Consider the following 16,504-nt stretch of genomic DNA (forward strand, 5'->3'; position numbering starts at 1 on the left):
TTATTATATATACCTGAGAAACCTAAAGACAGCCCCCCTTTAAATTTAAATTTTAACCTATTTTAAGATAGATTAACTTAATTTAAGAATTTTCTTGACTTTGTCGCAGGAAAGCGATGGCTTTTGAAATTTGTTTTTTTACTGCTTTTGTGGATAAATTGAGTGTATCAGCAATTTTTTCCTGCGTAATACCCTCAATTTTGTTCATCGTCAAAATTTTCTTCCTCGTCGTGGGAAGCAGCTCCATGTTGTTCCATAGATGATCCAGTTGGACCTCTTCTTCAAGAATCGCCTGAAGTCGTTCGTTTGAATCATCTGCTAATTGTACATTTTCAACTTCGGTGATAAATGGTTGTTTTTTTTGCTGGGAAAAGTAGTTGGAGATTTCCTGAACACAGGTTTTTATAATAACACTTTCAATGTTTTCGTCTGACAGGGATTCCCTATAAATCCATAAATGAAAAAAGATGTTCTGCATGACATCAAATACATCATCACGATCCTTTACCTTTCGCGATACCATGGCGAACATACGGTTCCAATATGTATCATAAATTTTCTGAAACATCGTATTGGAATTGTTCGTATGACGAGAAAATAAAGGCATTTTGGTTTATTTGGGGAAATTTCGCAGTAATACAAATTTAAGAATTATATATTAAAACTGGCTATCTAGTTATTTGTCTGTATTGATATGGTCGAAAAATTAGTTATAAACAAGTTGACAGGTATAAATTAAAAGTATAATTTAATGTTCGTACAATTGGTAACATCATGATAAAAGGCTTGTATATAGAATTTGAGAATACCCCCTATACTAAAGAATAGAATATTTTAACCTAGCAATGAAAGGTTATTGGGAACGAAACTGAGCTATAGTAAATAACTCAATTATAGAACATGGATAATTTCAGAATTATAGCGTAAAAAAGATCTATTTTGAATTGTACGCCGTATTCTAGTTAAGAATTCTGCTACGTTATCTATTAATCTTATCAATTAAAGTCTCAATTAGTTTGTTTTGAGCATTCAGAAGACCGGTGATTGCGTCCTGATTTTTTAATATTCCATTAATAAGTTCAGGTGATTCTGAATAGAAGTTTGAATTTGGGTTACCAATGTTCTGGATGCTGCAATCATTATTTATTATATTGAAAGTGGGAGTTTCCTCAAGCAGATCATTCAGATCAATCTCATAAACTTTCGATATTTTTAGTAAATTTTCGACGGATGGTTTTGCCAGATCTGTTTCCCATTTATGGTAAGCTGGTTGTGATATATTCAATATGTCAGCAACCTCCTGTTGCGTAAGACCTTTCTTTTTACGAAGTCTGGTCAATTTAGTGCCGAGAGAAACCATAATCAGTATTTAATTCCACAAATTTAGCAAATTTTAGTATAGAAAAACTATATAAATTTATAACCAATGGTTATTAAATATATAACCATTCCACTGGTATCTCAATAGGTATTACATTACCTTGGCAACGTAATCATAAATATTTTGTAATGAAATATAATACGACGTGTATTGTCGTTAGTTCGCAATACATTTGCTTTATTAACCAAATAGCCTAAAGATTTAGCTTCATCTATCAGGGAAATCACGGATAGTGAAAATAGGGAAATCCCCATTTTTAAATTAAATAAGCTAAGCTACCTTTGGCGAAGCCAAAAAAAGAGTAATTATGAAAAAAACATTCTAAGTATATTCCTATTATGTGATTTACTATTCTCATATCTAGAAAATGCCCAATAGGTACTTACGGGTAAAATTCCCAAAGAATTAATTCAGTAAAAGAAGAGAAGAGAAATTATGCAACTCAATACGTGATTTCTCTGCATACACGTGAAGATGTTTGATCGCACGTCTTTTGTGTAGGGCTTTAATGCCTTCAGGTCTTTAGGACTAGCAGTACAAATACTGATTTTAAAATCAGATTAATAACCATTTCTAAAATTAAGCAATATGAAAGCCTTCTATTTCTCAGGGTAAGCCGTGTCCTGTCGAAAAAATATCGGTCTTTCCCTTAGCGGGAAACAAAAATCTAATTTCAACTCACAACAAAAAAACACAATGAAAAATCTTTTTTGGGGTACACCTTTCGGGTGTACTACCGCGGGCATGTCGGCTCGGAAAATTTTTTTGCAAAGGAAAGTTCTTCCTTTGCTTTGCATAATGATCGGATTTTTGGGATACTCCCAAACCGAGGTATACTTCAAATATGATGAAGCCGGAAACCAACGCTATAGAGGACCAGAAGAAGATCCTAAAGAAACGACTTCAATTCTGTCAAAAGAGGTTTCAAAAACTGCTTCGCTTGCGCCGAATTCTGCCATGGATGAAAAAACATTCTGGAAACAGATCCGTTTGTACCCAGTTCCAGTAAATGATTTACTTACTATCGACTGGACTGAAGAAGTAGATCACCTTATTGAATCTGTATCACTCTATCAGCATAGTACGGTACACTGGAAATTTCAGCAGCAAAATATGCCCGGCCTCAACAGGCAGCTGAAAATTAATATGACGGGTTACGATTGGGGGGTATACGTACTGCGTTTTACCCTGAAAGATGGAAGACTTTTCAGTAAAAACATCACAAAAAGGTAATGGCCATGAGAAAGTACAATAATAAAAAAATACAGCTATTTTCATCGCTGGTATTATCCTTTATATCCGTATTCTGTTTTGCGCAGACAACTCCTAAATTTCATGACACCAAAGGAAATATAGATGTTACGGGAGCAGGACAGCTTCAGTATACGCTTCCCATTGATCTTCCTCCAGGAGTTAAAAATGTGACTCCCAGTATAAGTCTTGTCTACGTAAGTGGCGGTGGTAACGGTTTGGCAGGCTATGGCTGGAATATAACGGGACTTAGCTCGATATCAAGGGTTGGGAAAAACCTTGAAAAAGACGGCATTACTAAAGGCGTACAGCTGGATTATTCGGATTATTACAGCTTTAACGGGCAGAGATTAATTTTAAAGTCTGGAGAATATGGAAAAGACGGTGCTGAATATGTAACGGAGAAGTATTCTAACCTAAGAATAAAATCTATAGGAAGCATTGCCGGACAGAGCTGGCAGGGACCTGAATACTGGGAAGTTACTTCTCCGGACGGCTCTATGTCATGGTATGGAGCTGCGGCATCAGGAAACAGCTCAGCCAGAACTCCCATTGATTATAATATTGTAAAGTCAATGGATACAGATGGTAATTATATTACTTACAATTATACCCTGACTGATAATGTCTCGGTGATCACAAAAATAAGCTGGGGCGGAAATGAAGTACAGGGCACCCAGCATGTAAATGCCATAGACTTTAATTTTATGGCAAGACCGTCCGATGAAATAGCTTATATCAAAGGAGTTCAATTTAAGCCGTCAAAGCTTCTTGAGTCCGTGGTAGTCTCTACCGGAAACAAACAATATAAAAAGTATACAATTTCCTATAAAAAAGATCTGCAGCAAACAGCTTACAGATACCTGGAGAAGATAACCACTTTAAATGGAAATAACGAAGAAGCAAATCCCGTGACCTTCACTTATGAAAAATCGATGGACCTTCCCAATCCTAATATTAAAACATGGAAGCTTGATGCGTCGGTAAAACCCAAAGAGGGTGAGGATTTGGTGGGTGATTTTGATGGTGACGGTAACCTCGACTTATTAAGGTATCATACGACAACCACCCCTAAAACACCACAAGCAGGTTTGTATCTTTATAGTAATTTCTACAGGATTAAATATCAGGATGCAACGGAGAATCCACTATACATAGGGAATACCATTACTCAATTAGGTTTTGTGGGAGCTACAGTTGTTAATTTAAAAAAGAATAATCTTATTCGAAACCGCCAAGGATTTGTAGCCAAAAGATTTGTTCTTAATGCTTCTACATCAAAAAATGATCTTGAGCTTTCTTTTTATGGTATTACAGACGATAACCAATTGGTTCTCGATTTTAAAAAGGTGATCCCAAATGCGGATTATGATTATTCCATAGGAACTACTCAGCAAGGGATTAGAACAACGGTTACAGGAATAAAAAGTGTAGATTTCAATGGTGACGGATTAAGTGAACTGGTCTTGGTGTTCAACGACAAAACATGCCAACTCGATCCGATTGATAAGCTGCCTCACACCTGTAAAGATACAAAGAGATATTTTGTTGTTGATCCTGATGAATCCATTCAGGGGTCTCAATGGTTCTATTCACTTGAGTTGTATCCTGTCTTGGATAATCAGGATAAAGACCTGTTTACGGTTTATAAAGCAGGAGACTTCAACGGAGATGGCGTGTTTGATTTTATGAAAACGGACCCGCTTAAAAAACCCCTGCTCATTACTTTTTCAAAAAATGTACAAGGTAAGTATGTCTCTGCTATAGCGCCATTTAGCCAGATTACTAGTGAAATAGTGAATGGACTCTGGGACGATGGTGTTGTGGGAGATTATAATGGTGACGGACTGAGTGATATCATGATCCCCCAGTCAAATGATTCTGTGAATTGGTATTTTTATACTTCTAAGGGGAATGGTTTTGCAGAAAGTGTTATCAGCTTTGAACAACCTCAAAAAGACAGGAAAGTGATTGGGTTTGTTGATCAGGATATCTGGATATTAAATCCTAAAACTTTTGCAGCGTATGATATTAATAATGACGGGAAAGCAGAACTGATTCGTCTTTCTTCAGACAGGCATTATTTGAAATCTTATCCACAGGATAGTAACGTTGGAACGAAGTATCAGAGGTCTATAGGCTCATCGGTTAGTGCTTATTCAACAACGGGAGGTGGTGGAATGCCCCTTAGCAGCGATCAAGAGGCTTATCCTGACCTTACCTATCTTTATCTAAATGCTGGCAATATCAACAATGAGCTCGCGCTTAATGCCTATGATAAAGTAGGTTTGTCTGTAGACCAATGGACAGGATCTATGCTGAGAAGATTTATGTTGGTTTCTATGGTTCCTACAGTTGGGTATACCACTAATTTCGAGCAATTTGTATCATTTCACGATTTCTATGACATTTCTAAGGAGGCACGTATCAAAAGTATCGCACAGGGAGGTATTACAACAGATATTACTTACAAGCAGTTGGATAAGAGTGTAAATCCCGGGTTATATGATGGAACACAGACCGTTAATTATCCTTATGTTGAAATCAACCAGTCAACAGGAATGTTTGTGGTGTCTCAACTGACGCAAAGTACTATCTCTGACAAGAAATTAAAACAGGATTTCAGATACAGGGGGCTTACTTCTAACATTCTTGGAAGAGGGCTGATAGGCTTCAGAAAAACGGCCCGCTCATCCTGGTATGCTGACGGATTTGAAAATACAAAGATCTGGACAGGGGTAGAAACCGATCCATTAAGTGATGGAATTCCGGTAAAAGAATGGGCAATAAGAACCAATACCGAGGCAAGTATTTTCCCGGCGGATCTTTCTGAAAATAACACTCAGCTTCTTAGCTTAAAATCGACAGTTTACCAGACCATTAAACACCTGGATGGACAGCAGGTAACTTCTGTTCCCGATGCTGATAAGGCAAAGGTGGTGACAGCCATTTTACCTGCAAGAACCAGAGTAAAAGATTTCTTAACAGGAACTGTTAAAGAAGACAATATTATTTACGAACAGTATTATTTTCCACTGCAAATTGTTTCGAAGGTTAATGACACCTATGGGGTTACCACTTCAGTATTTGCGTATGACCATAACCCTTCCGGAATTGCATCAGCATATTATATAGGGCGCCTTAAATCCAAAACAGAAACCCAGCAGGCCTACGGGGACAGTCAGTCCGGCAAAGAGGAATATACCTATGAGAATAACCGTGTGAAAACGCTCAAAAAGTGGAATAGAAATAATACAGGCAACATCCTTGAAACCTATAGCTATGACGGTTTTGGAAACATCACCGGAAAAACGCTTTCTAACAGCATAGATTCACAGTTGCGTACATCCACATCACAGTACGACCCTACCGGAAGATTTGTTGTTAAGAAAACAGACCACTTAGGATTAGAAACGGAGTTTTTGTATAATTCCTGGGGACAGGTGACCAGCCAGACCGATCCGTTAGGAAATACCCTTAAAAACACTTATGATAACTGGGGAAAACTTCAGACCTCTGAGAACAGTCTTCAAGGAATTACCAGCTATATCTACGAAAGAGATTCCAATGACAATGTGACTGTCACAAAGAATGATCCGGATGGGAATATCTCAAAAACATTTACCAACAAGCTGGGACAGGTGTATAAGGCAACGACTAAGGCTTCTGAACAGGGACAATTTGTCTCCAGGGAAACCCAGTATGATATCCTGGGTAGAAAACTAGGGGAATCCGAACCTTATTTTGACGGAGAAAGCGCCAGCCAGTGGAATACCATTTCCTATAACGATTCGGTATTTCCTGCTAAGGTAAAGGCCACAGCATTTACAGGTAAACAGACAGAGACCAGCGTATCAGGTTTTACCACCACGGTGAAAGAAACTAATACTGCAGATTATGGAAGAACCACTAGCAAAACGGCTGATGCTTTAGGGAACGCTACCTCTTCAACCGATAAGGGAGGAACTATAAAGTTTTCTTACAACGCAGCCGGAGAGCAGGTAAAAGCGCAGTATGCTGAAAATACGGTTACTACAACATATGATGTGTGGGGTAGAAAATCTGAATTTAATGATCCTTCAAACGGATTGTATAAATATGAGTATGACGGATTTGGTCAACCTAAGAAAACGATCAGCCCGAAAGGAACTAAAGAATATACCTACAATAATTTGGGGCAATTGGTTTCGCAGAAAGATGTTTCTACTAATGACGGTGGAGCAGCTACGAACAAGAATATTACTTTCACCTATAATACTAAAGGGTTGCTTATCAAAAAGTCTGGCACAGCAAACGGCAATCCATTCAGTACCGAATTTAACTATGATCCTCAGGGAAGGGTAGCATCTGCTATAGAGAACAGCAACGGGAAAACTTATGCCAATAAGGATATTAGTTATGATGATAAAGGAAGGGAGGTTTCTTATTTAAAGCAACTGTCTTCCTCCGGCATGCTTACCGAAATACGAATAGAAAATATCTATGATGAATGGAGTGGGGCGCTTTATCAGATCAAAGACGCGCAGTCAGACAAAGTTCTTTGGCAGCTTTTGAAAACTAATGCAAAGGGGCAGGTTCTGGAAGCAAGATTAGGTTCTTCTAATATCAACAACTCTTATAATGATGCTACGGGAATGCTTTCGGAAATCAAACATGTATCTCCTGCGCAGACCGTGTTGAATATACAGTATGGCTTCAATGCCATCAAAAATGAACTGAAATCCAGAAAAACTTTGGGGGACTTTAATATCATAGAATCATTTGATTATGATGACAATAACAGGCTTCTGAAATGGACAAATCCTGTAACAGGCCAGCTTTCAGAAAATACGTATGATGAAAAAGGCAGGATAAGACAGAATGACCAGGTAGGTGAGATCAAATTTGATAATTCAGCGAAAATATATCAGGCAACCGGGATGACCCTTAATAGCATTGGTGTACAGAATTATAATGGTGATCTTATCCAGACTGTTGTTTATAATGAGAATAATGACCCCGTACAGATCAATGGTGAGAAATCCCGTATTGGCTTTGAATATGGATTGGGAAGTATGAGACAGAAGGTGAATATCTCTTCACTGTCCCAGGGAACCCAAAATCCTACTTGGGAAAATACTTACACCAAGTTTTACAGTGAGGACGGTAGCTTTGAAGTGGTAAAGAACTTGGTTACAGCAAAGGAGAAGCATATTTTATACATTGGAGGTAACCCATATGAATCTGATATTGTATATTTGAAAAACTTTGAAGAGAGCAGCGGTTCTTATAAATTTTTGCATAAAGATTATTTAGGAAGCATCCTTGCGGTTTGTGACCAGTCGGGAAAAAGGCTGGAACAAAGACATTATGATGCATGGGGCAACCTCACTCACCTAAAAATTGGTACTTCGCCAATTACTACAAATAAATCATCAATAGCAGCAACTTCGTTACTAATTGATCGCGGTTACACTGGCCATGAGCATTTTTTTGGAGTAGGCATCATCCATATGAATGGAAGGTTGTATGATCCACTGCTCAGAAGGTTCTTAAATGCTGATGAGAATATCCAGGATCCTACAAATACTCAAAATTATAATAAGTATGGGTATGTGATGAATAATCCGCTGATGTATAATGACCCAAGCGGAGAGTTTTTAACATGGTTTTTAGGAGCTTTAGTAGGTGGATATTTAAATGGTGTAGCTGCCAATAACGGCAACTGGAATCCCACAAAATGGGACTGGGAAAAGTCATGGAGTGCAGTATTGGGTGGAGCTATTGGCGGAGCAGCTATTTCGGGAACCTTTGTTTCTATTACAAGCAACCCTGGAGCTATTAAATTTGTACTGCCTGGTATTGTTTCAGGAGGATTGAATTCTGCTTTTACAGGAGGAAATTTCTTAGGTGGTGCTGTTGGGGGATTATCCTATTCAGGGAATTTATATGGTAATAGTGTAACTTCCACAGATGGGATTAGTAATGCTTATAAATATATTATCTCACCAGATTATAATCTAGGAGGTGAAGGTGTATTCGATGTGACACCCCAAGCAATGGGTGTGTATGCACATAGGGCAATGGCTGATTATTTTAAAAACGGACGAGGGTTACAAGAAAACTGGTTTCCAGAAACTCCACAAAAAATCTGGAAATGGGATCTTAAGTTACGTCCTGATTTATATTACATGAAAAATGGGATTAATGCCGTATGGGAACTCAAACCGATGAGTAATTTTGTAGAGTCGTCTCTGTCGTTAAAAGGGCAGTATCAAAACCAGGTTTACGCGGATGCGCTTACAATGCTATTGCATGAAAAATTTTATGTAGGATCATCCCAAGGAGCCCCACGACCATTTGCAAATGGAACCATTATAACTGATGCTGTTACTAGATATCAATTTAGTTATACTATTCCTGTTGGAACCGATGGAATGATCTATTATAATTGCTTGAACTGTAAGTCGCAGGAAAGACAAAGACAACCCGTGGTGGATGCGAAAGATGTCCGTAATGCGGCTGTTATTACTGCAGCGGCTTACATTATGTACAAAGTCGTTATGGGAGTTGCAACATGGGAATGCGCAGGATGTGGAGCCTGGGCTTTACCTTAGTATTTTTATTAATTTAACTTTTGTTTATGAACAAATTTGCTCATATAGAACTTGACGAAAAAAAATTTGCAGACCAAACTCTGCAATACATTCTAAAAAACCAAAATACGGCTTTGGGGAGTAGTATGTTTTTAGGAATTCTAGATCCCAGAATTACATATGGTGATTTGAGTAGTCACATTGAATTTTTAAAAGAGCGATTATCTCATCTTGAATTTTTTGTAGATTATGATAGAGTTCAATTTAAAAATAAGATGAGTAATTATCAGGTTTTAGGAATAGATAATTTAGGTCATACTTTTGACAATTCCAGAATATTAACCCCATTAATTTCAGAGAAAGAGAATTTTTCAAAGGAAATATTTTGGGAAAATCCCAAAGAAGAGGAGGCATATCAGCAAATAAGCCAATTTAGTGGTTTTGAAGACAAAATCGTAAACGAGGCAAAACTCTATAATATCTTGGTGAATAGTCCTTTCTTCAATGTAAAGGGGTGGATTTTATATTATCAAACATTATTAGATTTAAAGTTTGCAGAATTCTCTGAGAAAATTGTTTTCGGAAAAACTATTATTAAATATAGAGCCTTTAAAGGAAAATATTTTATAGGAATTGAAACAGATTACCAGTTATGTAAAATTAACTTTAGAAAAGGCTGGTGGGAAGAGCCAAAATACAAACTTATTATCTTTGAGAAGAGTGCTAATAAAAAGATAGACAGATTTATTACCTTTGATAAGTTTGTTCATCCACATTTTGATCCGCCCACGTTTAATTTCGCTGCTTTTTTTGGTACCAAAACAATGTATAATGTCAGTGAGCTAGAGATTGTCATGGATAATGGAACAAAGAAAGAATTTCTAGGTGATGGTACTGTAAAGTTATATAATACTAACGAGTTTGAAGATGACTATAAACGCCATGCTTATTTCTACTATGACATGTTGTATCACACAACAAAGGAATACATACGGTTTATAGAAGAATCTTTCAATCTTGAAGAGTAGTTTTTATTCAATCACTTTAAAAAGCAAAAGTAGGATTATTCCTACTTTTGTTTCTTAAAGAGAAAAGCCTGTAAAAAGAGACCTGTGGAAATCTTGGATTGCTGTTTTTAGAATGTTTACATAGGCTATATTAAAAAGGATAACAGAAAAAACAACAGTAAAATTTTTTGACTGAACGCCTTCACCTTCTCACAGAGAAGCATTTGAAGCAGAATATAGAGGAATGCAAACAGATGCGAAGCTCCCAGATTATCCGCAAGGATATATGAACCCAATAAATTATAATAGAATGCAATCACGTGAAAAAAAGTACATACAGCAAGATGGATACTAATATTTATTATGATAATGAGGGACAAGGCTTGCTAGTCACAAGTAATTTCGCTGAAGAGAAAAAATGGATGGATTTGGGAGTGAATCCCAAGATTGAATATAGAAAGATAGAAATTTCAGAAGTAGATAGTTATAAAATAGTAGATGTTGGTTTCACTAAAGTAGAAGATGATTATTTCCAAAAAATGAAGGGAGTATTTTCTAAACTAAAATTAGAGGCAGTTGCTTTTAATGATTCCTCAGTAGATTTATCTAATGTTACAATAGATGTCCGGGAGCTATTTATAGGTGAGAAATCAAATTTAAATATATCTGCAAATAATTTCAAGAACCTTGAAGAGATTACCTTTTTTTCTGTAAAAAGCTTTAAAGGAAAAGTACTTGACCGATTTGATACCGTTAAAAAAGCAATATTTTGGAATAGCACCAAAACATCTTCTTTTCCAGAAATGTTTCCCAATCTTACGGAGTTAACCATTAATAAAGGTGGGTTAACAGAACTGGATTTAAGGAATAATAAAGAGCTAGAGAAATTAGGTGTACATTATTGTAGTAAATTGGAAAAGATTTTATTACCCAATCATCATAAGCTTAATGATGTATTCATAGAAAATTGTAAAAATTTGGATATTAGTAATCTTCCTTCCCTTGCAAGAATCTGGCCTCAAAGGAAAGTGAATGCAGAAAAGAAATCTTCTGATATTGTTCCAAAATCTACGGGAAATAAACAATTAGATAGTTTAATTCTTGATCTTAAAAAGAATATGGAAGATTATATGCATGAAAACGATCCGTCATATACGCATGAAGCGCAGAAGAGGATCAAGGAAGATGTCAGCATGACTTTTAGAGCACCTTATCCTCAGGAACATGAAATTGGTCTTCCGAGGAGAAGACCAATTAGTTGATTATTCCTATTAAATTTAGTTATCTGATCTCCGCAGTTGGAAAGTAAACATTATTTTCCTAAGAATCTGCAAACATCTTCAAATGAAAAAGCAGTTGATCTGGATTTAAGAAAACTATTGTACGCAGTATCATTTAAGCTGTTAATATAAAATGTTTTATGTTCGACATCCTCTGGAATGCCTCTGTGCACTAAATTATTTCTGATCTCCAATAAAATACCCTTAATTTGATCATACCCATCTTGGTTTGAGCTTAAATTTGCTGTTATCACATTCATGAAGTTTCGTGATTGGTAGAGATAGAAACCTTTAAATATTGATTGCTCGTAAATCAAATGAAAGAGATCCTCAAATAAATAAAGTTCCTCCATTTGAGTATAGTTGATTGTATTTTTTGGGAAAAGACCGCTTGTGTCTGGCTTATTCGATATTAATCGACGTAATGCTTTGTCATAATTGGAAAGTGCATTTGGTTGATTTAGGTAAAATAAAATATTTAATGCATCATCCATAAAATTAAAATCATCCCGCTCCAAGTACTGTATAGCAGCATCTAAAATAAATTGATCATCCATTTTCCTTTCCATAATCTGCTTAATGGCAAACCAGTAAAAGTACGTATCAGGCTCCATACAACAGGATTTTAAGAATGTTAGGCGATCCCCGTCCGGGATTTTGTCAATAAAATTAACAACAATGTTATTCTGAAGAGAAAGTGCCTTATCGGATAAAATTTCTGCTTTAATTTTAGCAAAGCTCTCGCTTAAATTATTATCAATGGCAAAGGATATATGTTCCTCTTTTGAAAAGAAGTTTAATCTACCATTATTGATATTATTTATAACTCTGTTATTGATTGCCAAATAGTCATTGATCCTTTTGCTTGCATGATTAATGAAAGAGCCCTCTGCTTTTTTTGATGGTTGTCCTGCATATCCAAATTCTAATGCATTTAAATAAAATTCTTTGTCTTGAGTGATATTATATTCGATATCGAAAAAAAGTAAAAGTTTGAGGTAGGAAAAATTAACAGTTGTTCCAAATCTATTGCTGTCAATAGGATTTATTTTTAACACATCATTGAAGTCTATTATCTCAGCCACCTTTTTAGTTAGCGCTGAGATTTGATTAATATGTTCTTCTTCTAGAATGTGAGCATTTGAGGATGAATGACTCAGGCCAGCTCTAATTACAGAAAGAAAAATATATGGATCTTTCAAAAAGTCTGTAATTTTATATAAATCAACACTCATAGATGGATATAGTCGAAAAATAGTCTCCAATACTGTATGTACCACATATTGAATTCCATGGAAGTTGGTGTCCTCATACCACTTAAAAAATAGTGGCTGAAACTCACTTTTCGTAAGACTTGTAATATTATTATCCTTAAAATATTTGTCTATTTCACCAATTAATCCTTCTTTATCAAATAACAGACTGAAATTTCGTAAGCTAAAATCAGCATACTGCATTCTTTTCTCGTTGATTTGCTGTTCAGTCACAAGCGATTTCGGGAATTTAAATTCAGTATCTTCAAATTTTTGCTCTAGATATAATGCTAATTGTAGATCATGATTTGATAACCAATTTCTAAAAGATACGATATCATCTGGAGATTTAAATAGCAAAGAACCATTTTTATAACTTTCAACAATTGCGTCAATGGATTCGAGATTTAGATAGCCAGAAACGTTGTAGAGGGCATCTCTTGACATGTTCTGTTTTTTAAGAACATGTAGCGTTAATTCTGGTGTCAGTCCGATTTCAGCGATCGTATTAGCCAATAGAGGATTGCTCATTAACCGATGCTGACCGCCAAACGCAATCTCAGCGAATTTCAATAAATAATCCGGATCCGCGCTTAATACTTTTATTCTTTCCTTAAGTTTGCTCTCAAAATTATCAAAGAAAATAGTTTTAGCACGAAGGAAGTATTTTTCTCCAAAAAGTAATTCCAGTAATTCTAAATTCAGATTTAAATTATCGGTATTTAAGATTGTGTGGGCAATTAGGTACTCAGTTCCTCTGATGACATTGTCCTCGCTACTATAATATCTTTTTAATAAAGCAATTAATAGTTCTGAATCCCGATCTCTGTCTTCGAGATCGGTTAATATTGAAATAAGCTGATGGCAGATGTCTTTATTTTCCGAGTCTTTAACAATTTTAAGTACCTCATTTAGAAATGAAGAATCGGTATGAAACTTATGAAACTTGATAACCCGTAAGATTTCAGCAGTAAAACCGTCATTATTTTCTTGGATAAGTGAAAGTAAAATTTTCTTCACTATACTCTTTTGCTCATCTAAAAGGTTTTTTTGCCCGAGGACCTCTAAGGCAGATCCTCGACCTCTAAAGTGAAGATTTCTATCTTGAAGTTGCAACAGCAGAAAATCTAAATTGGCAAAGTTTGCCAAAATTTCTAATGATATTTTTCCGTTACTAATCCAATAGGTTTTATCGACACAGTTCTCAATAAAATATCTTTTAAATATCTCATTCTTTAGCTTTTCTCCTAAAATGTGATCATCAGCAAAGAATAGGACTTCAATATCATTTCGATAAACCCATTCTTTCAGCGTATCTAATTTTTCTCCTTTTAGAATATTAAGCAAATAGGTCGTGGTATTAAAAAGGTTTGGCCGTATTTTATCGAGTTCTTCAGCTTTGATAAATTGAATTATTTCGGCAGCATCTAACAAGGAAATATACTTAGCCGCATAATATTCCTGATAGTTTTTATGAATATAACTATAGCTATTTGTTGTACTTTGTTCAATTATGAAAGGTAAGTGATGAAAAGAGGCTAGATAATAACGACCGATGAGTCTTTCTAATTGATCTTTATTAACAGAATTTTGTTGCATCAATTCATTAGAAATTGCAACCTCTCCAAGAAGTTTTTTCATTGCTATCCTATCATCCTCTTCATTAAACGTACTATTGATTCCTTCATTGAAAAGCAGCTCAAAAGATTCCTCAATTGTCGTAGGAAAAAAGCCATTTTTCAGGTGATAGTTAGCAAATAAATCCAAATTAAAAGGAGTCTGTAATAATGCGGTAAAGTCGTTAATTTTTGCTTCAGAAGCTGGTATTGCATATTTTTGCTTTAGAATATTCTCAATCTGAAAAGCGGACAAATTCTTGAGATATACCGTAGAAAAATCAGGAATTTCAATAACATTCTTTTGATAAATATTTGTTCTGCAACTGATGATGAACTTTAATTGCATATCAGCATAATGAGTCATGAAATTTCTCAGTTCAGCAATAAACTCGTCTATATTGTTAATTTCATCTAGCCCATCAAAAATAAACAGAACAGCAGGTACCTGTTTCCATTCATCAAAATCGATTAAGCTTTCGAAGGGTGAATTAAATTTAAAGTTTTTAATGTTTATAAATACCGGCACCAGTTGGTTGGATTGTCTGTCCTCCCATAACTTTTTAAATACAGCTTTTAGCTCTGTCGTTTTTCCGATACCTGGATTTCCCAGAAGGAAAATACGATCATGATCCTTTATAAAATCCAAAAGGGTTAGCCTGTCTTCATCATCATTAAAAAGAGAAAATGTAACACTCTCTTTAGGAGATGTTTCTATATATCTTAATTCGTGGTATTGTTCAATCATTCGTTTATATATTTTTTCTCTTCCAAATTTGTTAAATCTTGGGCGGGAGCTACTTGCGTAAACCCTAAAGGACGTGGTGTATCATCTATTCCAAAACGTGGTTTGGCGGAGCTATCCGCAGTAAAATACGTACTACTATAATCATATTTATAATATGTGATACACTCAATAATAGCTTTCTCGAAGTTTATATCTATAATGTGAAACCCTGGTTGCCACTTTTCTTCGCCTTCCTTCGGTTTGTTTAAACCTGCGCGAGCCATTAGGGCAAGACATTGGCCGCTATTAGTAATATGAAGGGAAATATCTCTATGATGCTGATCACCATAAAGATGCAAGTGGTAGGGTTTACTGGTTAATGCTCTTTTTACTTCATCTTTTTCATCATAACTATCAATAGGGTGATGGGTTAAAATGACATTCATGGTGGTATCCGCTAAATTTTCCAATGCGTTATAAACTTGATCAAATCCAAAGAATAGCTTTTTATCCTTATAAGTTGCTAGTTTACATGTACTGCACCGCCAGCTATCATTAATTAAGGCAAATCCTACTTTTATAGTATCATTAAATGTGTAAACGTAAGTCGACTGATTAAGGGAAAAAGTATAATTACGGGTGTTTTCGTGAAATCTTTTTTCAAAATCTTTAAATTTCTGTATCCGTGCCCGATATCGAATTGCATCGTCACCAGTAAGCTCTAACAGAGCTTTAATATTTCCTTCGACTTCAAATTTTTGCATTTTTTTTTCATCAACCCACATGATGGTGCTTTCATCTATGTCATGGTTTCCAGCAATAAAAAGAAATCGGTCATTATCAAAGCCTAAAGCTTCTTTAATTGGCCCTATAAATTCACTTTCAAAAATTTTATAAGGATCGTCAATGCCTTCAAATTTTGACATTTGACTGAGTGAGCATCCCCCCTGATCGACAAGATCTCCAGTGATTACAATAAGATCAATATTTCTTTTTTCATTTTCTTCGCTAAGAATTTTGGGTAGATCAACAATGTAATGTCTTTTAAACTCATCATAATTATCGCTTGACAAATGAATGTCCGAAATATGTATTATTCTCATTTAAGGTTAATTCGTTTTATTTGGCAACTCAATAATTAGGTTCTAACCATGAATTTTAGGTAAATATAGTAAAAACAGAAGTATTTGTTAACTTTTATTAATAATTTAATTGATAGTGGGTTTATAAATATACTAGCGAAAGAAAATAGTTGAGAATTTTTAGAATTCAGTAGTTCTCCAACTGTCACACCTTATAGAACAAGATAATATAAAGATTCACGAAGAATAGCAGACAAAAATACTGAGATGCCTAGGTCTATAAGTTTTATATTATTGTTATTATTAAAACTATAAGAATAAAAAGAAGTTGG

General features: G+C 35.4%; 8 protein-coding genes. 4 read left to right on the plus strand and 4 right to left on the minus strand.

Annotation, left to right across the window (positions count from 1 at the left end):
* Window positions 1–82: 82 nt before the first annotated feature.
* Complete coding sequence (locus tag AC07UV_RS20750; RefSeq protein ID WP_495185133.1) at window positions 83–568, minus strand: RNA polymerase sigma factor; 486 nt, start codon at window positions 566–568, stop codon at window positions 83–85.
* Between the two features lie 411 nt (window positions 569–979).
* Complete coding sequence (locus AC07UV_RS20755) at window positions 980–1,360, minus strand: helix-turn-helix domain-containing protein (protein WP_495185134.1); 381 nt, start codon at window positions 1,358–1,360, stop codon at window positions 980–982.
* A 717-nt stretch (window positions 1,361–2,077) separates the two neighbouring features.
* Between AC07UV_RS20755 and AC07UV_RS20760 the strand changes: the two genes are divergently transcribed.
* The 4 genes from AC07UV_RS20760 (at window position 2,078) to AC07UV_RS20775 (ending at window position 11,476) form a co-directional block, all read left to right on the plus strand.
* Window positions 2,078–2,614 carry a T9SS type A sorting domain-containing protein gene (locus AC07UV_RS20760; protein WP_495185135.1) on the plus strand — a complete coding sequence of 179 codons (537 nt, stop codon included), beginning with the start codon at window positions 2,078–2,080 and terminating at the stop codon, window positions 2,612–2,614.
* A gap of 5 nt (window positions 2,615–2,619) precedes the next feature.
* Window positions 2,620–9,228 (plus strand): RHS repeat-associated core domain-containing protein, encoded by a 6,609-nt coding sequence (locus tag AC07UV_RS20765; protein ID WP_495185136.1) that lies wholly within the window; start codon window positions 2,620–2,622, stop codon window positions 9,226–9,228.
* Window positions 9,229–9,254: 26 nt separating this feature from the next.
* Window positions 9,255–10,235 carry a hypothetical protein gene (locus AC07UV_RS20770; RefSeq protein WP_495185137.1) on the plus strand — a complete coding sequence of 327 codons (981 nt, stop codon included), beginning with the start codon at window positions 9,255–9,257 and terminating at the stop codon, window positions 10,233–10,235.
* A 323-nt stretch (window positions 10,236–10,558) separates the two neighbouring features.
* Window positions 10,559–11,476 (plus strand): hypothetical protein, encoded by a 918-nt coding sequence (locus AC07UV_RS20775; protein WP_495185138.1) that lies wholly within the window; start codon window positions 10,559–10,561, stop codon window positions 11,474–11,476.
* Window positions 11,477–11,526: 50 nt separating this feature from the next.
* Here the strand turns inward: AC07UV_RS20775 and AC07UV_RS20780 are convergent, their stop codons facing one another.
* Window positions 11,527–15,111 carry an NACHT domain-containing protein gene (locus AC07UV_RS20780; protein ID WP_495185139.1) on the minus strand — a complete coding sequence of 1,195 codons (3,585 nt, stop codon included), beginning with the start codon at window positions 15,109–15,111 and terminating at the stop codon, window positions 11,527–11,529.
* Window positions 15,108–16,193: a metallophosphoesterase gene (locus AC07UV_RS20785; protein WP_495185140.1), complete on the minus strand. Its 1,086-nt coding sequence runs from the start codon at window positions 16,191–16,193 to the stop codon at window positions 15,108–15,110. Before AC07UV_RS20785 ends, AC07UV_RS20780 begins: the two co-directional genes overlap by 4 nt.
* Window positions 16,194–16,504: the final 311 nt, after the last annotated feature.

This window comes from Sphingobacterium sp. GW821-FHT03E03 (assembly GCF_059420745.1).